Origin of the sequence: Streptomyces sp. NPDC056224 (genome assembly GCF_042267665.1) — a bacterium.
Classification (GTDB): domain Bacteria; phylum Actinomycetota; class Actinomycetes; order Streptomycetales; family Streptomycetaceae; genus Streptomyces.
Genome location: NZ_JBHJTK010000022.1, coordinates 81,542 through 102,166 on the forward strand (window position 1 = coordinate 81,542; position 20,625 = coordinate 102,166).

Here is a 20,625-nt window from a genome sequence, read left to right on the forward strand (position 1 = left end):
ATGTCATCGCAGCCTGCTCGAGGCGAGGACCGAGACCAGGTGCAGCACCGTCTGCAGCATCGCGATGCCGGCGAGTACGGCGACGCCGATCCGGGAGAAGAACAGGTCGCCGTGGACCTGGTCCATGACGGCCAGCACGAGGATCAGCAGCGAGGCCTCTATGCCGAGGACGAGGCGGTGGAACTTCAGCGCGGCCGCGGCCCGGCGGGCGAGCGCCATGCCGGACGAGCGCGGCTCGGCCGCCGCGTCCTTGACCACCGGCTTCCCGGCCTGGTGGCGGGCGACACCGACCAGGTCGGTCTCGGCCTTGATCAGGATCGCGCCGAGCGCCGCGAGGGTGCCCAGGAAGGCCCACAGCCAGTCGATCCGCCCGGTGCCCCACAGGTCGGAGGCGCGCAGGCCGAACCCGACCAGCACCGCCGCGTCGCACAGGTAGGCACCGACCCGGTCGAGGTACACGCCGGAGAGCGAGAACTGCTTCTTCCAGCGGGCGACCTCGCCGTCGACGCAGTCGAGCAGCAGGTACAGCTGGACCATGACGACGCCGAGGACGGCGCCCCAGATGCCCGGCACCAGCAGGGCGGGGGCAGCGAGGACACCGGCCAGGGTCATCACGTAGGTCAGCTGGTTCGGCGTGACCTTGGTGGTGACCAGGTGGCGGGTGATGCGCAGGGAGATCTCGCGCATGTAGAGGCGCCCGCCCCAGTGCTCGCCACTGACCCGGTCCTTGACGCCCGCCGGGTGCACGACGGGCCGGAGTTCAGCTACGGATGGTCTTGGCATAGTCGGCGTAAGCGTCCCTGATCTCGGCGGCGGACAGGTTGAGGTGCTCCAGGACCGTGAAACGTCCCGGGCGGGTCTGGGGGGCGTACTCGACGGCCGTGACGAACTCGTCGATGCTGAAGCCGATCTCCTCCGGGGTCACCGGCAGGCCGTGCCGGCGCAGCACCTCGACGAAGAGGCCGGACTGCTCCCCGGCCCCGCGCAGGTGCATCGCGAACGCGGCGCCGAGGCCGACCTGCTCGCCGTGGAGCGCGGAGCGCCCCGGGTAGAGCAGGTCGAAGGCGTGGCTGATCTCGTGGCAGGCGCCGGAGGCGGGGCGGGTGTCCCCGCTGATCGACATGGCGATGCCGGTGAGGACCAGGGCCTCGGAGAGCACGGTGAGGAACTCGTCGTCGCCGCATCCGCCCGGGTGGCGCAGCACCGACTGGCCGGCCGTACGGGCCATGGCGGCGGCCAGGCCGTCGACGGGCTCGCCGGTGATCTCGTGCGAGAGCTCCCAGTCGGCGATGGCCGAGATGTTGGAGATCGCGTCGCCGACGCCGGCGCGGATGAACCGCACCGGGGCTTCCTTGATCACGTCGAGGTCGATCACCATGGCGATCGGCGTGGGGACGCCGTAGGAACCGCGGCCGTTGTCGTTGTCCAGGATGGACACCGGCGAGCAGATGCCGTCGTGCGAGAGGTTGGTGGCGACAGCCACCATGGGCAGGCCGACCCGCGCCGCGGCGTACTTCGCCACGTCGATGATCTTGCCGCCGCCCAGGCCCACGACGGCGTCGTAGCGGCGGCCCTTTATGTCGTCGGCCAGCTTGACCGCGGAGTCGATGGTGCCGTCGACGACCGCGTACCAGTCGGCGTGCGGCAGTACGGGCTCCAGCTTGGCGCGCAGCGCGACGCCGGAGCCGCCGCTGATCGCGATCGCCAGCTTGCCGGACGCGGAGATCCGCTGGTCGGCCAGGAGGCCGGCCAGGTCGTCCATGGCCCCGCGGCTGATGTCGACGACGACGGGCGAGGGGATGAGCCTCGTCAGTACTGGCATGCGATCGTCCGGCCCTTGGCGAGGTCGTCGTGGTTGTCGATCTCGACCCACCTGACGTCGCCGATGGGTGCCACGTCGATGGTGAAGCCGTCATTGACCAGCTGCTGGTAGCCGTCCTCGTAGTAGAGGTCGGGGTCGCGCTCGAAGGTGGTCTTCAGCGCTTCGGCCAGCTGCTCGGCGGCCTCGGCCTCGATGAGGGTGACCCCGATGTACTCGCCCGTCGCGTCGGCCGGGTCCATCAGCTTGGTGATCTTCCGCACGCCCTCGCCGTCGGCGGTGACGACCTTCATCTCCTCGTCGGCCAGGTTCTTGACCGTGTCGAGGGCGAGGATGATCTTCTGGCCGTTGCCGCGGGCGGCGAGCAGGGTCTTCTCGACGGAGACGGGGTGGACGGTGTCGCCGTTGGCGAGGATCACGCCCTGCTTGAGGACCTCACGGGCGCACCACAGGGAGTAGGCGTTGTTCCACTCCTCGGCCTTGTCGTTGTCGATCAGCGTGATCTTGACGCCGTACTTGGCCTCCAGGGCCTCCCGGCGCGCGTACACGGCTTCCTTGCGGTAGCCGACGACGACGGCGACCTCGGTGAGGCCGACCTCGGCGAAGTTGCCGAGGGTCAGGTCGAGAACCGTGATGCTCTCCTCGTCGCCCTCGGGGCCGACGGGCACGAGGGCCTTGGGCAGGGTGTCGGTGTAGGGACGCAGACGGCGTCCGGCACCGGCAGCGAGTACAAGGCCGATCATGCTGGTTCTCCTTCGTCATGTACGGCGGGTGCTCCGGAGGAGACCCAGAACCGGATGCTCTCCATGAGCACCACGAGTGCCACGAACACGGCCAGGGCCGTGAGCGCGACGGGGAAGTCCGATTCGCGCGACGCGAGGACGGCCGCCAGGACCGTGATCAGCAGGACCCGGCCTTCGTGGCCGCCGATCGTCCGCACCAGCCAGTGCGGGGGCGCGCCGGTGCCACCGCGGATGCGGTACACCGTGTCGTAGTGATGGTAGGCGACCGCCGCGATCAGGCCGAATGCCGCCGGAAGGGCTCCGGGGACCTCCGCCTTGGCCGCGAGCACCAGGACCGTGACGTACTCGGCGGCCCTGAACAGCGGCGGGATCAGCCAGTCGAGGGCGCCCTTGAGGGGTGCGGCGACGGCGAGGCCGGCGGTCATGACGTACATCACCGCGACGACGGTCAGCCGCGGGTCGCCGAACGGCAGGTACAGGGCGCCGCCGGTCATGAGCAGCGTGCCCAGGGCCGCCACGTACACGGAGCCGAAGGATCCGGCGCGGCCGCGCAGCAGCCTGGCCTGGAGCTCGGCGAGCGGGCCCGAGTCGGCGAGGTCCGCGAGGGCCTGCGCGGCCCGGTCGGTGCGGTTCGCCTTGCGCGTCAGCGAGCGCAGGACCCGGCCGGCGGTGGTGTAGAGCGCGCCGAAGGCGCAGCCGACGAGCAGGGCGTAGAAGACGATCCGGGGCGTGGTGAAGGCGGTCAGGACCGCGATCATCGCCCAGCGCTCACCGATCGGGAGGATGATCATCCGCCGGACCCAGACGGTCCAGCCGACGCTGTCGAGCCTGTCCGACAGGGCCGCCGTGGGACTCGTGTTGGCGGTCGCGTCGTGGTTGGCCTCGTTGAAGGAGAAGTCGACGACGTGCCGGCAGGTCATGAGGATCATGGAGCCGACCGCAAGGGCCCAGACGTCGTCGCCGTTCCGGGCCGCTCCGAGCGCGAGGCCCGCGTAGAAGGAGTACTCCTTGGCCCGGTCGAAGGTCGCGTCGAGCCAGGCGCCCATCGTCGAGTACTGGAGCGAGTAGCGGGCCAGCTGCCCGTCGGTGCAGTCCAGGACGAAGGAGACCAGGAGCAGCACGCCGGCCGCGACGTAGCCCCAGCGCTCGCCGGTGGCGGCGCAGCCGGCCGCGATCAGCGCGGTGATCAGCGAGGCGGTGGTGACCTGGTTCGGGGTCAGGCCGCGGCGCGCGCACCAGCGGGCGATGTAGCGCGAGTACGGGCTGATGAAGAAGGTGGTGAAGAAGCCGTCGCGGGACTTCACGGCGGTCCGCAGGCGGACGGCCTCGTCGTCGACGGCGGCGACGGCGGCGCTCGCCGCGTCCCGGTCCGCCGCGGTGGCGGGGACGGCGGCGACGAGGGTGCCGAGCTCGGGGCGCTGGACGGCGGTCCCGGAGGCCTCGACCGCGGCGGCGAGCCGGTCCGCGTACGGGCCGGTGCCCGCGGGGGCGTCGGCCGCGGCCTTGTCGAGGGCCTCGCGGGCGCCGGGCTGGACGGCGAGGGCGCCGGTGACCGCGCAGGCGTCGAAGCGCGGGTCGGTCAGTGCGAGGCGCAGCGCGTGGAGGTGCCCGACGAACGCACTGTCCACGACGGCCACCCGCTGGTCGGCGGGTACGGCGGCCAGCGCGGCGGCGGCGTCCTCGGGGCCGGCGGCGGGGCGGACGTCGAAGCCGAGGGAGCGCAGCTCGTCAGCGAGCGGTGATCCGGGGACCGGCAGGCCGGTGAGGATGACGGTCGGCAGACGAACTCACTCCTTGTGACGGATTCCGAACGGCGCCTCTGGGGGGCGGCGACACGTCGGCAGAGGCTATCGGATGAATGGAAGCAGGGGTTCACCACCCGTTTACGCCCCGATGGGCCGAAGATTCCCGGCCCGGGGCCCGGGCGTGATCATCATTGACGATCACGGCGTGGTACCACAAACGGCGTCGATGTTACGGTGGACACGCCCCTGATCGTGTCGAGTGGAAAGAGGTGGGTTGATGACCGTCGTAGTGGTCGCTGCCGTGCGCGGCGAACTCCGGTGCGTCTCCCCCTTTCCTCTTCCACCGGGCATCCGGCCGGGCCTGATCACGCGCTGCACACGCGGCACGCGCTGAGCGGCCTCGTCGGCCGGAGCCCCCGTTCAAGGGTTCACGTTGACCGACACCACCTTCATTGAGGCTTTCTTCACTCTGCACCGCGGCCTGCCCCGGCAGGCTCCGGGTTCCGACGCGAGCACCCGGCACCTGCTGTCCCTGTGCGGACCGCTGCCCGAGCGGCCGCGCGTCCTCGACCTGGGCTGCGGCCCGGGCCCGAGCGCCCTGCTCCTCGCGGCCGAGGCGGGACGTCCCGGATCCGGCGGCGCCGAGGTGACCGCCGTCGACCTGTACGAGCCCTTCCTCGAAGAGCTCCGTACCGCCGCCGGGGCCCGTGGGCTCGCCGACCGCGTCCGCACCGTCAGGGCGGACATGGGCGCACTGCCCTCCGAGGAGTTCGAGGACGGCTCCTTCGACCTCGTGTGGGCGGAGGGTTCGGCCTATGTCATCGGCTTCGCCACCGCGCTCGCGCGGTGGCGGCGGCTGCTCGCCCCCGGCGGCACGATCGTGCTGACCGAGTGCGAGTGGACCGTCGAGGAGCCGTCCGCCGGCGCCCGTGCCTTCTGGGACCGGGAGTGCCCGCTGCGCACCACCGCGGGCACCGTCGCGGCCGCGCGGGCCGCGGGGTACCGGGTGCTCGGCGTGCACCGCCTGCCCGACTCCGACTGGGCCGGGTACTACGGACCGCTCGCCGAGCGGGTCCGCATCCGTTCCCTCGACGGTTCCGCCCAGAACCCCGCCATGGCGGCCGCGCTGGCCGCCACCCGCGAGGAGCTCGACGTCCGGGCCCGCCACGGGCACGAGTACGGGTACACGGGCTACGTCCTGCGCCCGGTGACCGCGGACGACGGCGGCGCCTGAGGGCTGTAGGGCCGGAGTACGGCGGCCGGCCGGCCGCCGTACGGGAGGTCGGTCCGGCGGGGCCCGCGACCCCGCCGGAGGCGGACCCCGTGGCCGCCCCGCGCACCGGTTCCTCCCGGTGACGGCGCCGGTCGCAAACGGTTCCGTCCCCGCGCCCTCGGGCACGATCAGGTACCGGGCACCGGTCCGCCCCCGCCGCATATCACGCGGCGGGGGCGGACATGCGCGGATCTCCGAAGTGGGGACAAGCCTCTTTTGTACGGCAGACTGAAGGCCGAGTCCGAAGCGAAGGATGGGTATGCCGACCACACCAGCCACCGCCGCGAACAGCGCGACCAACGGCACCGGGACCCAAGAACCGATCATGCTCGAACTGGTCGACGAGTCCGGGAACACCATCGGCACGGCGGAGAAACTCTCCGCCCACCAGGCGCCCGGGCAGCTGCACCGGGCGTTCTCCGTGTTCCTCTTCGACGAGCAGGGGCGGCTGCTGATCCAGCAGCGGGCCCTCGGGAAGTACCACTCCCCCGGCGTCTGGTCGAACACCTGTTGCGGTCACCCCTACCCCGGGGAGTCGCCGTTCGCGGCGGCGGCCCGGCGGACCCACGAGGAGCTGGGGCTGTCGCCCTCGCTGCTCGCGGAGGCGGGGACGGTGCGCTACAACCACCCGGACCCGGCGTCGGGTCTGGTGGAGCAGGAGTTCAACCACCTGTTCGTGGGACTCGCGCAGGCGGCTCTGCGGCCGGATGGGCAGGAGGTCGGGGACACCGCCTTCGTCACCGCCGAGGAGTTGGCGAAGCGGCACGCCGAAGCGCCGTTCTCGGCCTGGTTCATGACCGTGCTGGACGCGGCGCGGCCCGCGATCCGTGAACTGACCGGCGAGGCCGCGGGCTGGTAGCCCCTGCGCCGGTGCGCCCGCACCGCGGTCAGCCGGCCGGGGTCGCGGAGGCGGGAGCAGGGGCGGGGGCGGCCGGTGCGGTGAGCGGCAGAGCCGCCCAGATGACCTTGCCGCCGGTCGAGGTGTGCTCGACGTCGCAGACCCCGCCCGCCTCCCGCGTGACCTCCCGTACCAGGAGCAGGCCCCGGCCGCCGGTCTGGGCGTAATCGGCCTCCAGCGCTTTGGGCCGGTACGGGTGGTTGTCCTCGACGGCCACCCGTACCCATTCCCGCCCGATCGCGACCTCGACCGCGACCTGCGGGGAGAGCAGGGCGGCGTGCCGGACCGAGTTCGTCACCAGCTCGGAGACGATCAGCAGCAGCGAGTACACGACGTCCTGCCGGGCGGGCACCCCCTGGCGCCCGAGGAGGTCGCGGACCGCGCGGCGGGCCTGCGGAACGGATTCTTCTACGGCGGGAGCGGTGAACCGCCACACTCCCTCGTACGCGAGGGGGTCGGCCGGGGCCTCCGGCTCCCCCTCCCTGGCTGGCGGGACGTTCCCGCTGGCATCCATCTTCCGTCCCCCGTCTTCGCGCTCGATCGTCTCCACGCGTCCAGAGTGGGCAACGGGCTGGTCGGGGCCGGACCGCTGACCATAAGTCAGCGTGATTCGGACACATTTTGACCGTTGGTGTATGACGGAGTCAGTTGTTCGACCGTTCCTGATCTTCTTTGAGGTGTTTCCCGGCTGTCTCGCGCCCCACGTCCGCCGTGCCCGCATCCGCCCCGGCGTCCCGTCGTGCCTGACCAGGTCCACGATGCGCCCGGCCGAAGGCCCCCGGCCACCCGTCCGGAGGCCCGGGATAGCATCCGGCGCATGGACGCAGCCCGGGACGCAGCCCTCCTGCACACGGTCACCGACGGGGTCGCCACCGTCGTCATCTCCCACCCCGCCAAGCGGAACGCCATGACGGTGGCGATGTGGCGTGCCCTGCCGGAGCTGCTCGCGGAACTGGCGGCCGACCCCGCCGTACGGGTCCTCGTCCTGACCGGCGCGGGACCGACCTTCTGCGCGGGCGCGGACATCTCCTCGCTGACCGGGAACGACGAGCCGCAGGCACTCGCCGTCGCGGCGGAGGAGGCCCTGGCCGCCTTCCCGAAGCCGACGCTGGCGGCCGTCCGCGGGTTCTGCGTGGGCGGCGGCAGCCAGCTGGCCGCCGCCTGCGACCTGCGGTTCGCGGAGGAGGGGTCGTCGTACGGGGTGACCCCGGCGAAGCTGGGCATCGTCTACCCGGCCTCCTCCACCAGGCGGCTGACGGCCCTGGTCGGGCCGGCCACCGCCAAGTACCTGCTCTTCTCGGCAGAGTTGATCGACGCGGACCGGGCGCTGCGGACCGGCTTCCTCGACGAGCTGCTCCCGGCGGGCCAACTGGCCAAGCGGGTGGCCGAGTTCACCCGCGTACTGGTCTCGCGCTCGCAGCTCACCCAGGGCGCGGCCAAGGAGTTCGCGGACGGACGGACGGACCGCGACGGGTACTGGGCCGCGCAGGCGGCCGGAAGCGGCGACACCGCGGAGGGCGTCGCCGCGTTCCTGGAGCGCCGGGCGCCCGACTTCCGCTGGCCGGCCGAGAGCCGGCGCGTCAGAGGCCTGCCCGCGGAGGACTGACCCCTACAGGGGACTGACCGCCCGCATCCGCGCGACGATCTCGGCCGGGGCCTTGGCCGGGGAGCCCGCGTCGTAGGGCGGCTGGGGGTCGTACTCGGTCATCAGCTGGACGGTCTGGGCGTACTCGTCCCCGGCGATCCTGCCCAGCAGGGTGAGGCCCATGTCGATCCCGGCGGAGACGCCCGCGGCGGTGACGTACTTCCCGTCGGACACCACCCGCTCCCCGGTCGGCTCGGCCCCGAACTGCTGCAGCTGGTCCAGGAACAGCCAGTGGCTCGCGGCCCGCCGCCCGTCGAGCAGCCCGGCGGCGGCCAGCAGCAGGGAGCCGGTGCATACGGAGGTCGTCCAGGTGGTGGTGGCGTCGACCGCCCGCAGCCAGTCGAGGACGGCGGGATTCTTCATCTCGACCTCGGGGTGCGGTCCGCCGGGCACGACGACGATGTCGGGCCGGGTCACCTCGTGGAGCGCCTTGTCGGCGACGATGGCGAGAGACCCGTTGTCGGTCCGCACGGGCCCGGGATGCTCGGACACGAACACGGTCTCGGCGCCCTGGAGGCGGCCGAGCGTGTCGAAGGGCCCGATGGCGTCGAGGGCGGTGAAACGGTCGTAGAGCAGTACGGCGATCTGCATGGCTCCTCCGGAGCGGTCGGTCGTTCGGTCGGTGCCGGTCCCCGGTGGGGCCGGCGGGTCTGTCCGGGCGCGCGCCCGTACCCGGGCCGGGCGCTGCGCCGGGTACGCGGGACCCGGGTCCGGGGCACGCGGGGTCAGGCGCCGAAGCGGCGGCGGTACTCGGCCGGGGACTGGCCGAGCGTCTTCACGAAGGCCCGGCGCAGCGCCTCGGGCGTGCCGTAGCCGCACGCCCGGGATATCTGGGCGACGCCTTCGCGGCTGTCCTCCAGCAGGCGCCGCGCGTGCTCGACGCGCACCCGCTCGACGTACCGCCCCGGCGTCACACCCGTCTCCGCCTGGAAGGCGCGCGCGAAGTGCCGCGGCGACAGCCTGGCCCGGGCCGCCAGCGCCTCGACGCTCAGGTCCCCGCCCGGATGCTCGGTGATGAACTGCTGCACGTCCCGCAGCGGCTCCCGCCGCGCCGTCTGCGCCTCCAGCTGCGCACTGAACTGCGCCTGGTTGCCGGGCCTGCGCAGGAACACCACCAGGTGCCGGGCGATCGTCAGCGCGACGTCCCGCCCGTGGTCCTCCTCCACCAGGGCGAGCGCGAGGTCGATGCCCGCCGTGACCCCGGCCGAGGTGGCCACGGGCCCGTCCCGTACGTAGATGGGATCCGGCTCCACCGTGACGGCGGGGTAGTCCCGCGCCATCCGCTCGCACACGCACCAGTGCGTCGTCGCCCGCCGGCCGTCCAGCAGACCCGCCTCGGCCAGCAGCAGCCCGCCCGTGCACACGGACACCAGCCGCCGCGCGCCACCCCCGTGAGCGCGCAGCCAGTCGGTGAGCCGGAGCTCGAAGTCGGCCGTGGTGCGGCCGCCGGGCACGAGCAGCGTGGTCCCCTTCCCCGGCCGGGCGCTCTCCAGCTCCCCGTCCGGTACCAGGGTCAGCCCGCTGCTCGTGCGGACCGGCGTGCCGCCCGGAGACACGGTCCGGATCGCGTAGCCCGTCCGGCCCGGAAACCGGTCCACGGCGGCGAACACCTCGACCGGCCCGGTCACGTCAAGGCTCTGCACCCCGTCGTAGAGGACGACGAGCACGTTTTGCAACGACATGGCCTCATGGTGTGACGAGGAGCCCGGTGGCCGCAATGCCGTGCATCCCACCTATCCGGCCATGCCCCTGGGGGCGGTGCGCGCCCGGATAGGATCGGGCCATCATGACTGCAACCCTCGTCGCCAAGAAGCTCACCGCCGCGCACGGTGAGCGCACGCTCTTCGCCGATCTCGACCTCGTCGTCGCGCCCGGCGACGTCATCGGCCTGGTCGGCGTGAACGGCGCCGGGAAGTCCACCCTGCTGCGCCTGCTCGCCGGGCTGGACACCCCCGAGACCGGTGAGCTGCGGCTCTCCCCGCCCACCGCCGCCGTCGGACACCTCCCGCAGGAGCCGGAGCGACGGCCCGAGGAGTCGGTACGGGACTTCCTGGCGCGGCGTACGGGCGTGGCCACCGCGCAGGCGGAGCTCGACGCGGCGACGCAGGGCCTGGTGGACGGGACCCCGGGCGCGGACGACGCGTACGCGACGGCGCTGGACCGGTGGCTGGACCTCGGCGGCGCCGACCTCGACGAGCGGGCCGAGGAGGTCGCAGCCGAGCTCGGCCTCACGGTGGGCCTGGACCTGCCCATGACGGCGCTCTCCGGCGGCCAGGCCGCCCGCGCCGGCCTCGCCTCGCTGCTGCTGTCCCGCTACGACGTCTTCCTGCTCGACGAGCCCACCAACGACCTGGACCTGGACGGTCTGGAGCGGCTGGAGCGGTTCGTCAAGGGGCTGCGCGCGGGCACGGTGGTGATCAGCCACGACCGCGAGTTCCTGGCGCGGACGGTCACCAAGGTCCTCGAACTCGACCTGGCCCAGCAGCAGATCAACCTCTACGGCGGCGGCTACGACGCCTACCTGGAGGAGCGCGAGCGCGCCCGCGACCACGCACGCGAGGAGTACGAGGAGTTCGCGGGCAAGAAGTCCGCCCTCGAGGGCCGGGCCCAGATGCAGCGCAACTGGATGGACAAGGGCGTGCGCAACGCCCGCCGCAAGGCGAGCGACAACGACAAGATCGGCAAGAACCTGCGCGGCGAGTCGAGCGAGAAGCAGGCCGCCAAGGCCCGCCAGACGCAACGGGCGATCGAGCGGCTGGAGGTCGTCGAGGAGCCCCGCAAGGAGTGGGAGCTGCGCATGGAGATCGCGGCGGCCCCGCGCTCCGGCTCCGTGGTCGCCACCCTGCGCGAAGCCGCCGTCAAGCGCGGGGACTTCCGCCTGGGCCCGGCCAGCCTCCAGATCGACTGGGCGGACCGGGTGGCGATCACCGGGGCGAACGGCGCGGGCAAGTCCACGCTGCTGGCCGTCCTGCTCGGCCGGCTCGTGCCGGACTCCGGCTCCGCCACCCTCGGTTCCGGCGTCCTGATCGGCGAGGTGGACCAGGCCCGCGGCCTGTTCCTCGGCGACGAGCCGCTGCTGGAGGCCTTCTGCGCGGCCGTCCCGGACACCGAGCCGGCCGAAGTCCGCACCCTGCTGGCCAAGTTCGGACTCAAGGCGGCCCACGTCCTGCGCCCGGCGGCCACCCTCTCCCCCGGCGAGCGCACCCGCGCCGCCCTGGCCCTGCTCCAGGGCCGCGGCGTGAACCTGCTAGTCCTGGACGAGCCCACCAACCACCTCGACCTCCCGGCGATCGAGCAGTTGGAGTCGGCCCTGGAGGCGTACGAGGGCACGCTCCTCCTGGTCACCCACGACCGCCGCATGCTGGACGCCGTCTCGGTGACCCGCCGCCTCCAGGTCTGCGACGGCAAGGTCACCGAGCTCTGACGCTGCGGCCGCAAAGGTGTGCCGGGTCGCGGCGTTCGGTGCATCGCGGTGCGGAGGACCGCGGCCCGTACCGGACCTGCCGGCGTGGTCCGACAACGCGGCGCGGTGCCGTGCCGGGGGCCGCGCCCGGTGGACCCTGCCGGTCACCGCACGAGCCGGGCCCTGCGTCGAAGTGGCGCCGGACGGCGGCGCCATGAGGTCTCGAGGTGCCGACCGGCGCGTACGCGACTAGCCTTTGTAGGTGAGAGCCGCAACCGCGGAGCACGCCGCCATGGCCGGAGTCTCGCGTCGTCTGGGGTGGAGCCTGCGACGCATGCCTGCTTCGGGCCCGTGTGGCGCCTGAGCCCCTCGTGGCCGGACGTGTGTTTCCGCACTTCCCGCGGCCCTGTATCCGATCCGCGCTGCACGTCTTCACGGCGGTCGCGGTTCCGCCCCCCTCATACCCCGCAGAGGTGTGCGAGGGACGGGAGGAAAGGGAAAACCCATGCATGCACAGCGAGCGAAGCGCCTCTTCGTGGCCTCCGCTGCCGGTCTCCTGCTGGCCGGTGGGGCCGCCCTCGGCACGGCGGGCACCGCTTCGGCGGCAGCCCCGGCCCAGCCCGTCAGCTACGTCAACGGCGGCGGCTGCGGCGACGATGACGACGACTGGGGCGGTCACTACAGCGGCTGGCGGCACGGCGGCTGGGACGACGATGACGACGACAACGGTTACGGAGGACACGGCCGAGGCCACGGACACGGACACGGGCACGGCAACTGGTAACTGATCCGCCCCTTTCACAGCAGGCCCTGCGCGGACCCTTCACCGGGCCGCGCATCGGGCTGCCGCGGCGGCTTCAGCGGTCGTCCGGCCGGTCTGCCGGGGCGCGCCGGGTGCGGGCCATCCTGCGGGCCACGAAGGCCCTCGGCAGATGGCGGACCGCCAGCGCGTACGCCCTGTAGCGGCGGCCCGTGATGCTCAGCGGGCGGCGCAGGGCGAGGTCCCGCAGGGCCTGGTCCACCACGGCCCGCGGTTCCAGCCACACCGCCTCGCGCAGTGCGCTGACGTCCATCCCGGCGCGTTCCTGGAACTCGGTGCGCGTGAAGCCCGGGACCACCGCCAGCACCCGGACCCCGTACGGTTCCATGTCCACCCGCAGCGACTCGCTGAACGCCGTGATCCAGGCCTTCGCGGCCCCGTACGTGCCGGTCGGCAGCAGTCCGGCCACCGAGGAGACGTTGACCACCGCACCCCGGCGGCGCTCGCGCAGGCCCGGCAGCACGGCGTGGGTGAGCCGGAGCGGGACCTTGACCAGCAGGTCGAGCATCCGCTCCTCGTCCTCGACCGGGTTGTACGGGAAGGGTGCGGGCAGCCCGAAGCCCGCGTTGTTGACCAGGACGTCCACGGGCCGGGCCCGGTCGGCGAGCCGCTCGGCGACCGCGGCGCGGTCCGCCTCGTCCAGCAGGTCGGCGGGCAACACCTCGGCCGCCGTGCCGAACTCCCGTCCCAGGTCCCGCGCGAGGGACTGCAGCCTGTCCTTGTCGCGGGCCACGAGGACCAGGCGGCAGCCCTTGGCGGCGAAGCCCCGGGCGAAGGCCGCGCCCAGTCCGGCGCTGGCCCCGGTGATCAGTACGGTGGTCAAGACGGTTTCACTTCCCGGGGGTCGGCCACGCCACGGTGTGCGGTGTACTCCTCGGCGACGTCGACGAGGAAGCGGGCCTCGTCCGCCAGGTCCCCGCCCTCGTCGGAGGTCTGGATCGCGGCGGTCAGCTCCAGACCGGCCGCCTCGCCCGGCTGACCGGGCAGTCCGTCGAGTTTCGTCCGCCGCGCCTCCTTCAGTACGGAGGCCAGCGCGGCCGCGGTGCGCCGCTGCTCGGGGACCCCGCGGCCGGCGACCTGGCCGCGGGCGAGTTCCAGGGCTCCCGGGGAGACGTACTCCCCGAGGATCAGGATCGCGTCGCGCGTCTCGATGACCTTGCGGTACACCAGCAGGTTGCGCGGGACCGGCGGCCACAGCAGCTCGACCACCCGCCCGGCCCGGGGCTTGTTCAGGGCCACGTGCGGGACGGCGTGGACCAGGTCGCGCCACAGCGGCCACAGCCGCCACGCGGTGACGATGTCGGCGGCGGTGCGGCGGAAGGTGAACAGCGTCGGCACGAGGATGCCCGCGGCGCGCAGCAGGCCGTGCACGTTCATCATCAGCGGCAGGGCCGGCATCGCCCAGGTGCTGCCGAACAGTGCCTTGAGCAGGTACGCGAGCCAGAACAGGCCGGCGAGGGCGGTCCCGAGGCCGAACAGGCGCAGCCCGGCGGCCAGCCCCCGGCTCTCGGTGCGGCGGCTGTAGCGCCAGCACAGGGAGACGCAGATGGTGTTGGCGGCCAGGTGCGCGGAGATCAGCACCAGCCAGTAGGCGAGGGAGGGCACCGGGTCGCCGACCGGCGGCATGGTGTGCGTGCCGTGCGCGGGCGCGGCCAGGTCCAGGGCGACCAGCGCGGTGAGCCAGCCCGCCGTGGCGGCCCAGGAGGCGAGCTGGAGCCGGCCGCGGCCGGTGGCGGCGGCCACGAAGTACAGGACCGCGCCGGCGGAGAGGACGCCGATGAGGTTGCGTACGAGGCCGATGGTGTGGGCGTAGGAAGCCTCGCGGCTCATCGCGTAGGCCACGACGTCGGGGAGGTTCAGGGTCATCGCGGCGGCGGCGGTGGCGACGGCCAGCCACAGGCCGCGCTGCTGCCGGGAGCGCAGGGCGCCCGGGGCCCGCAGGAGGACCGCGATCCACAGGAACACCACGCTGGGAACCGACAGCCAGTTGCCGAAGGCGGTCAGGTCAGCTGCCATCGTGGCCCCACCCGTAGCCCATGGCGGACTCCAGCCGGGCCAGCGTGCCCCGGGCCCTGGGGGCCGGCTGCGGGCCTGCGTTCGCCGTGCGGATGCGGATCATGCTCGCGAGCATCTCCGCCTCCTGTTCCTGGCGGGTGGTGTAGTTGGTGCGCCCGAGCACGGTGGGGGCGCCTGCGCCGGTTTCCTCGCCCTCCAGCGAGTGGTGGCCGAAGAGGATGTGGCCGAGCTCGTGGAGCACGATGTGCTCCCGGTGGAGCGGGGTGGTCTGCGCCTCGTAGAAGACGTAGTCGACGCTGGCGGTGCCGACCCACAGGCCGCAGACGCCGGACTCCGCGGCCTCCTTGGGCAACGGGTGGAGCCGGATGGGGCGGCCGCGCCGCTCGGCCATCCGGTCGCACAGCGCGTCGAGGGAAAACGGGTGGGTCAATTCCAGATGGCTGAGAATGTTCTCGCACCGTTTGCGCAGGCTGAGTTGCCGGTGGGGCATGTGATCCCTCTTCGGACCCTTTCTCGGGCAGCGTCGGTAGGCGTGTGCGGGCATGGGCATGGTGTCCTGTGCCTTCAAGGCGGCCTCGGGGAATGCGGTCCTGAGGGGAAATGCGGAGGCCCGTCCGCCGGGTGACGAACGGGCGTTCCACCATGCCTACAGATCTTGCACGGGAGTTGGCAAGGCAGGTCCCCCGGTGAGGGACCTATTCGGCCAACGTGTACGAAGACCTCACGCGCCCGGGTGGCTGCAAGCCTGCGGTCACCGCTTGCGGCGCTCCTCGGGCCCGGTGAGGCCGGCGCGGCGCAGGGCGTCGGCCATCGCGCTGTTGGCGGGCGCGGGGCCGGAGGCGCCGCCCTGCCGCTGGCCCTGGCCGCCTCCCTGGCCCTGGCCACGGCGGTCCTGGTTCCTGCCCGCGACGTCGCGGGTGCCCGCGGCGCCGCGCTGCTGCGGCGGACGGCCGCCGCTCCGCCGCTCCTGCCGGTCCTCGCGCTGCCGGGGCGCACCGGCGGAACGGTCCGCCTCGTCCTCCAGCCGCAGGGTCAGCGAGATCCGCTTGCGCGGGATGTCCACCTCCATGACCTTCACCCGGACGATGTCGCCCGGCTTGACCACGTCCCGGGGGTCCTTGACGAAGGTCTTCGACAGCGCCGAGACGTGCGCCAGGCCGTCCTGGTGGACGCCGATGTCGATGAAGGCGCCGAAGGCGGCCACATTGGTGACCACGCCTTCCAGGATCATCCCGGGGGCCAGGTCGCCGATCTTCTCCACGCCCTCCTTGAAGGTCGCCGTCTTGAAGGCGGGACGCGGGTCACGGCCGGGCTTCTCCAGCTCGCGCAGGATGTCGGTGACGGTCGGCAGGCCGAAGGCCTCGGTGACGAACTGGTCCGGGCGCAGCGAGCGCAGCACGCCGGTGTTGCCGATCAGGGCCGCCACCTCGCCGCCCGCCGTCTTGCCCATCGCCCGGACCACCGGGTAGGCCTCGGGGTGCACGGCCGAGGCGTCGAGCGGGTCGTCCCCGCCGCGGATCCGCAGGAAGCCCGCGCACTGCTCGTACGCCTTCGGGCCCAGCCGGGCCACGTCCTTGAGCCCCTTGCGGCTGCGGAAGGGGCCGTTGGCGTCGCGGTGGGAGACGATGTTCTCGGCGAGCGAGCCGCTGATGCCCGACACGCGCGAGAGGAGCGGCGCGGAGGCGGTGTTGACGTCCACGCCGACGCCGTTCACGCAGTCCTCGACCACCGCGTCGAGCGAGCGGGAGAGCTTCACCTCGGACAGGTCGTGCTGGTACTGGCCCACGCCGATCGACTTCGGGTCGATCTTGACCAGTTCGGCGAGCGGGTCCTGCAGGCGGCGGGCGATGGAGACCGCGCCGCGCAGCGACACGTCCATGCCGGGCAGTTCCTGCGAGGCGAAGGCGGACGCCGAGTAGACGGAGGCACCGGCCTCCGAGACCATCACCTTGGTGAGCTTCAGTTCGGGGTGACGGGTGATGAGGTCCCCGGCGAGCTTGTCGGTCTCACGGGAGGCCGTGCCGTTGCCGATGGCGACCAGCTCGACCGCGTGCTCCCCGGCGAGCCGGGCGAGCTTGGCGAGGGACTCGTCCCACTTGTTGGCCGGCACGTGCGGGTAGATCACGTCCGTGGCCACGACCTTGCCGGTGGCGTCCACGACCGCGACCTTCACGCCGGTACGGAAGCCCGGGTCCAGGCCGAGCGTCGCGCGGGTGCCGGCGGGGGCGGCGAGCAGCAGGTCGCGCAGGTTCGCGGCGAAGACCCGTACGGCCTCGTCCTCGGCGGCGGCGCGCAGCCGGGTCCGCAGGTCGATGCCGAGGTGCACCTGGATCTTCGTGCGCCAGGCCCAGCGGACCGTGTCGGCCAGCCACTTGTCGCCGGGGCGGTTGCGGTCGGCGATGCCGAAGCGGCGGGCGACCATCCCCTCGTACGTGGACGGGCCGGGGGTCTCGCCCGGCTCCTCCGGTTCCAGGGTGAGGTCGAGGACGTCCTCCTTCTCGCCGCGCAGCATCGCGAGGACGCGGTGCGAGGGCAGCGCGGTGAACGGCTCGGCGAAGTCGAAGTAGTCGGCGAACTTGGCGCCCGCCTCCTCCTTGCCCTCACGGACCTTCGCGGCGAGCCGGCCGCGGCCCCACATGCGCTCGCGCAGTTCGCCGATCAGGTCGGCGTCCTCGGCGAACCGCTCGGTGAGGATGGCGCGGGCGCCCTCCAGGGCCGCGGCCGGGTCGGCGACGCCCTTGTCTGCGTCCACGAACGCGGCAGCGGCGGCGGCCGGTTCCACGGACGGGTCCGCGAGCAGGCCCTCGGCGAGCGGCTCCAGACCGGCCTCGCGGGCGATCTGCGCCTTGGTGCGGCGCTTGGGCTTGAAGGGCAGGTAGATGTCCTCCAGCCGGGCCTTGGTGTCGGCGGCGTTGATCCGCGCCTCCAGCTCGGCGTCGAGCTTGCCCTGCTCCCGCACGGAGTCCAGGATCGCGGAGCGCCGGTCCTCCAGCTCGCGCAGATACCGCAGCCGCTCCTCGAGGGTGCGCAGCTGGGCGTCGTCGAGCATCTCGGTCGCTTCCTTGCGGTAGCGCGCGATGAACGGAACGGTGGAGCCGCCGTCGAGCAGCTCGACGGCGGCCTTGACCTGCCGCTCCCGTACGCCGAGTTCCTCGGCGATCCTGCCTTCGATGGACGTCGTCACGATCGGTCCCGCCTGCCTTCGTTTGCACTGGAAGGCTGCCAATTGTGGCAGGTGGCCGTGACAAGGGGCGGTAAGCCCGCCAGAGCGCGGCCGGTCAGGCCTTGCCGCGCAGGTCCGCCGGGAAGGCTCCGGCCATGACGGCCTTCATCACCAAGGCGCTGCCGAGTTCCGCCAGCCGGGCCAGGCCGGCCGCGCCGAGGAGTTCGTAGGGGGCGGCGTCGAGGCGGTCGGTCTCGGTCTCCAGCCGCTCGCGCAGGGCGGCGCCCTCCTCGGTCAGCGCCCCGTCGGCGTCGAGCACACCGCGTCCGCGCAGCCGGGCGGCCGCGGCGTCCAGGTCGGACTGCTCCCAGCCGCGGATGGACTTGATCCACTTCGGGGTCATGCCCTTGCCGGTGGCGGTGTGGCTGACCAGGGCCTCCAGCGGGTCCAGGTCCAAGGTGAGCAGGGCGGCGAGGTGACCGTCGCCGCGGTGCTCGCGCAGCAGGGTGGTGGCGTGCCACAGGCGCAGGTGCGGTTCCTCGGGTACGGGGAGGTCGGCGTGGGCCGAGTAGAGGGGACGCGCGTGCCGGGTGCAGCCCTCGGTGGCGCGTATGGCCAGGTCGGCGGCCTCGGCGAGCTCGGGCGACTCGATGGTCTCGGCGCCCAGCAGTCGGCGCAGGGTGGCGTCGGCGGCGCGCAGCCGGGCGGCGAGGGCCTGTTCGGGCGTGGTGGTGTCCCAGACGGCCGGGAGGTGCCGGGCGACGTGGTCGTGGCGGTAGTTGTAGAACGTGGCGGTCACCGTGCCCGCCCCGACGGCGCCCATGGCGGCGGACCGGTGGGCGAGGTTGACGGCGAGGGGGTGGGTGATCCCGAGGCCGGCGAACTCCTTGGTGGTGTCCGGCGAGAAGTAGACGGTGGAGTGCAGCGGATTGATCGCGGCGTGCCAGCAGTGCCGGGCGGCGAGCGGGGGAAGGGTCATGGACGGCAGGTTACCGACTGTTCGGTATGCCAGCCAGCCTCTCGCTCCGGATGCGGCCGGCCCCGCCGGCCCCCTGGTCCTCCCGCCTGCCGACCCCTGGTCCTCCCGCCTTCCGTCCCCCTGCCACACCGGCGCCCGGAAACGCGGACCAGGCGCGGGAGGCGCACCGGCCGATCTCCTCGACCCCCGAGGCGGCCCTCTTCTTCCCGGGCCTTCCTCCCGCGGTCCATCCGGCCGGATCCGGCCGATCCGAAGGCCCGGAGGGGGCTTCCCGGAGGGGTGTTCCCCGCCCTCGGCGCGCCCCTCGGCACCGGTCGCGCGTGCACCGGCGGCGCCCTGAGCCGCCGGCTGCGCCGCAGGCCACGGGCCCTGGCACGGCAGCACCGGGCCGCCGCCGGGACGTATCCGGCGCCCGGTGCGCCGGGCGCCTTCGCCGCTCCGTCCCGGAGCCCGTGACGGCCGGATGGCGATCGTGTGACAGCGGGGGCCATGGACATGACGTGGGGCGTCACGGATGAATACGGTCGAGCGACAAGGCCTTGAACCACTCTGTGAACCGATCTGTCTCCCCTACCACTTGGAGCCATTCGTGCACCGCAAAGTCATCGCCCCGAGCGTGCTCGCCGCTTCCTTGCTGCTGGTGATCCCGGCGTCGGCGGCGAGTTCGGGCCCGGGCGCCCCGGGTATCGGCGATCCCTACTACCCGGCCAGCGGCAACGGCGGATACGACGTGTCGCACTACGACCTGCGCCTGCAGTACCAGCCGAAGACGGACCTGCTCGAAGGCACCGCCACCCTCCTCGCCACCGCCAAGCAGGACCTGTCCCGTTTCAACCTCGACTTCGGCCTCCAGGTCAGCGAGGTCCGCGTCAACGGGGCCAAGGCGAAGTTCGCCACCTCCGGGACCCAGGAGCTGGAGGTCACCCCGGCCAAGCCGCTGGCGCGCAACACCGCGCTGACCGTCGTCGTCAAGTACGCGGGCAAGCCCTCCGAGCTGAAGGTGGACGGCTGGACGGCCTGGCAGCGCACGCCCGACGGCGGTGTGGCGGCCCAGGAGCCCGACTCGGCGGTCTGGTGGTTCCCGAGCAACGACCACCCGCTCGACAAGGCCACCTTCGACGTCTCGGTCAACGTCCCCGACGGCACCCAGGCGATCAGCAACGGCGTGCTCCAGTCGCAGACTTCGCGGCTCGGCTGGACCCGGTACAACTGGCGTTCCAACAAGCCGCAGGCCACGTACCTCGCCACCCTGGCGGTCGGCAAGTTCGACATCACCACCGACAAGACGGCGAGCGGCCTGCCGGTCCTCAACGCCTACAGCAAGGACCTCGGCGACAACGCGGGCGCGGCGCGCGCGAGCGTGGAGCGGACCGCCGAGGTCGCCGAGTGGCTGGAGGGGGTCTTCGGTCCGTACCCCTTCAACGCGCTGGGCGGCTACGTGCCGAACGTGACCGCCGGATTCGCGCTGGAGACCCAGACGCGGCCGTTCTACGGCCCGCGCCAGTTCCAGAACGGGGCGAACGTCTCGGTGGTCGTGCACGAGCTGGCCCACCAGTGGTACGGCGACAGCGTGTCCGTGGAGGGCTGGAAGGACATCTGGATCAACGAGGGCTTCGCCCGCTACAGCCAGTGGCTGTGGTCGGAGAAGGAGGGCGAGGGCACCGCCCGGGAGCTCGCCGACTGGGCCTATTCCACGCGCCCGGCCGAGGACCCGTTCTGGCAGGTCAAGCCCGGTGACCCCGGTCCGGAGAACCAGTTCCACGGTGCCGTGTACGACCGTGGCGGGATCGCCCTGCAGGCGCTGCGCAACCACATCGGCGACGAGAAGTTCTTCCAGATCCTGGGGGGCTGGCCGGCCGAGCGCGCCTACGGCAACGCCAAGGTCTCGGACTTCGTCGCCTACGCGGAGAAGGTCTCGGGCCGCCCGCTGGCCCAGCTCTTCGACACCTGGCTGTACACCCCCGGCAAGCCGGACGCCTCGGCCCTGAACCCCGCGGCGCCGACCGCCACGGCCCGTTCCCTCTCGGCCCCGGCGCCGAAGACGGAGCCGAAGTCCTGGAAGAAGATCGCGGAGACGAACACGATCCACGACCGCGGGCACGAGAACGGGCACTGAGTCCC

General features: G+C 72.7%; 18 protein-coding genes. 6 read left to right on the forward strand and 12 right to left on the reverse strand.

Features of this window, described 5'->3' with window-relative positions; translation table 11 throughout:
• Nucleotides 1–3: 3 nt before the first annotated feature.
• From ACFCZ1_RS23990 to ACFCZ1_RS24005, 4 genes are read right to left on the reverse strand one after another with little or no spacing between them, the layout of a single operon-like run.
• On the reverse strand, nt 4–783 hold the full coding sequence (locus tag ACFCZ1_RS23990; RefSeq protein WP_376680321.1) for a CDP-alcohol phosphatidyltransferase family protein: 780 nt from the start codon (nt 781–783) through the stop codon (nt 4–6).
• On the reverse strand, nt 761–1,822 hold the full coding sequence (locus ACFCZ1_RS23995) for an iron-containing alcohol dehydrogenase family protein (protein WP_376680322.1): 1,062 nt from the start codon (nt 1,820–1,822) through the stop codon (nt 761–763). The genes ACFCZ1_RS23990 and ACFCZ1_RS23995 overlap by 23 nt, the downstream gene beginning before the upstream one ends.
• A complete protein-coding gene (locus ACFCZ1_RS24000) occupies nt 1,810–2,562 on the reverse strand; it encodes a sugar phosphate nucleotidyltransferase (RefSeq protein WP_376680323.1) in 753 nt (250 codons plus the stop codon). The genes ACFCZ1_RS23995 and ACFCZ1_RS24000 overlap by 13 nt, the downstream gene beginning before the upstream one ends.
• Nucleotides 2,559–4,343 (reverse strand): DUF5941 domain-containing protein, encoded by a 1,785-nt coding sequence (locus ACFCZ1_RS24005; protein WP_376680356.1) that lies wholly within the window; start codon nt 4,341–4,343, stop codon nt 2,559–2,561. The genes ACFCZ1_RS24000 and ACFCZ1_RS24005 overlap by 4 nt, the downstream gene beginning before the upstream one ends.
• A 397-nt stretch (nt 4,344–4,740) precedes the next feature.
• On the opposite strand from ACFCZ1_RS24005, the gene ACFCZ1_RS24010 reads away from it, so the two are divergent.
• A complete protein-coding gene (locus ACFCZ1_RS24010) occupies nt 4,741–5,541 on the forward strand; it encodes an SAM-dependent methyltransferase (RefSeq protein WP_376680324.1) in 801 nt (266 codons plus the stop codon).
• A gap of 298 nt (nt 5,542–5,839) precedes the next feature.
• Nucleotides 5,840–6,439 (forward strand): isopentenyl-diphosphate Delta-isomerase, encoded by a 600-nt coding sequence (idi, locus tag ACFCZ1_RS24015; RefSeq protein WP_376680325.1) that lies wholly within the window; start codon nt 5,840–5,842, stop codon nt 6,437–6,439.
• A gap of 28 nt (nt 6,440–6,467) precedes the next feature.
• Here the strand turns inward: idi and ACFCZ1_RS24020 are convergent, their stop codons facing one another.
• On the reverse strand, nt 6,468–6,992 hold the full coding sequence (locus ACFCZ1_RS24020; protein WP_376680357.1) for an ATP-binding protein: 525 nt from the start codon (nt 6,990–6,992) through the stop codon (nt 6,468–6,470).
• A gap of 303 nt (nt 6,993–7,295) precedes the next feature.
• Between ACFCZ1_RS24020 and ACFCZ1_RS24025 the strand changes: the two genes are divergently transcribed.
• A complete protein-coding gene (locus ACFCZ1_RS24025) occupies nt 7,296–8,084 on the forward strand; it encodes an enoyl-CoA hydratase/isomerase family protein (RefSeq protein ID WP_376680326.1) in 789 nt (262 codons plus the stop codon).
• Nucleotides 8,085–8,087: 3 nt separating this feature from the next.
• On the opposite strand, the gene ACFCZ1_RS24030 is transcribed toward ACFCZ1_RS24025, so the two are convergent.
• Together ACFCZ1_RS24030 and ACFCZ1_RS24035 are read right to left on the reverse strand one after the other, a co-directional pair.
• Nucleotides 8,088–8,714 carry a DJ-1/PfpI family protein gene (locus ACFCZ1_RS24030; protein ID WP_376680327.1) on the reverse strand — a complete coding sequence of 209 codons (627 nt, stop codon included), beginning with the start codon at nt 8,712–8,714 and terminating at the stop codon, nt 8,088–8,090.
• A 134-nt stretch (nt 8,715–8,848) separates the two neighbouring features.
• Nucleotides 8,849–9,805: a GlxA family transcriptional regulator gene (locus ACFCZ1_RS24035; RefSeq protein WP_376680328.1), complete on the reverse strand. Its 957-nt coding sequence runs from the start codon at nt 9,803–9,805 to the stop codon at nt 8,849–8,851.
• Between the two features lie 104 nt (nt 9,806–9,909).
• Here ACFCZ1_RS24035 and ACFCZ1_RS24040 point away from each other — a divergent pair, with 104 nt between their 5' ends.
• Nucleotides 9,910–11,547 carry an ABC-F family ATP-binding cassette domain-containing protein gene (locus tag ACFCZ1_RS24040; RefSeq protein WP_376680329.1) on the forward strand — a complete coding sequence of 546 codons (1,638 nt, stop codon included), beginning with the start codon at nt 9,910–9,912 and terminating at the stop codon, nt 11,545–11,547.
• Nucleotides 11,548–12,031: 484 nt separating this feature from the next.
• Complete coding sequence (locus tag ACFCZ1_RS24045; protein WP_376680330.1) at nt 12,032–12,310, forward strand: hypothetical protein; 279 nt, start codon at nt 12,032–12,034, stop codon at nt 12,308–12,310.
• A gap of 73 nt (nt 12,311–12,383) precedes the next feature.
• Here the strand turns inward: ACFCZ1_RS24045 and ACFCZ1_RS24050 are convergent, their stop codons facing one another.
• The 5 genes from ACFCZ1_RS24050 to ACFCZ1_RS24070 form a co-directional block, all read right to left on the reverse strand.
• A complete protein-coding gene (locus ACFCZ1_RS24050; RefSeq protein ID WP_376680331.1) occupies nt 12,384–13,169 on the reverse strand; it encodes an SDR family NAD(P)-dependent oxidoreductase in 786 nt (261 codons plus the stop codon).
• A complete protein-coding gene (locus ACFCZ1_RS24055) occupies nt 13,166–14,362 on the reverse strand; it encodes an MAB_1171c family putative transporter (RefSeq protein WP_376680332.1) in 1,197 nt (398 codons plus the stop codon). The genes ACFCZ1_RS24050 and ACFCZ1_RS24055 overlap by 4 nt, the downstream gene beginning before the upstream one ends.
• Entirely contained in the window at nt 14,352–14,792 is a 441-nt protein-coding gene (locus ACFCZ1_RS24060) for a hypothetical protein (protein WP_376680333.1), read from the reverse strand. Before ACFCZ1_RS24060 ends, ACFCZ1_RS24055 begins: the two co-directional genes overlap by 11 nt.
• Nucleotides 14,793–15,113: 321 nt before the next feature.
• The gene (locus tag ACFCZ1_RS24065; protein ID WP_376680334.1) at nt 15,114–17,546 is read right to left on the reverse strand and encodes a Tex family protein; all 2,433 of its coding nucleotides are present in this window, start codon (nt 17,544–17,546) and stop codon (nt 15,114–15,116) included.
• Between the two features lie 94 nt (nt 17,547–17,640).
• The gene (locus ACFCZ1_RS24070) at nt 17,641–18,504 is read right to left on the reverse strand and encodes a hypothetical protein (protein ID WP_376680335.1); all 864 of its coding nucleotides are present in this window, start codon (nt 18,502–18,504) and stop codon (nt 17,641–17,643) included.
• Between the two features lie 589 nt (nt 18,505–19,093).
• Here ACFCZ1_RS24070 and ACFCZ1_RS24075 point away from each other — a divergent pair.
• Nucleotides 19,094–20,620, forward strand: a complete 1,527-nt coding sequence (locus tag ACFCZ1_RS24075; protein WP_376680336.1) for a M1 family metallopeptidase — start codon at nt 19,094–19,096, stop codon at nt 20,618–20,620.
• Nucleotides 20,621–20,625: the final 5 nt, after the last annotated feature.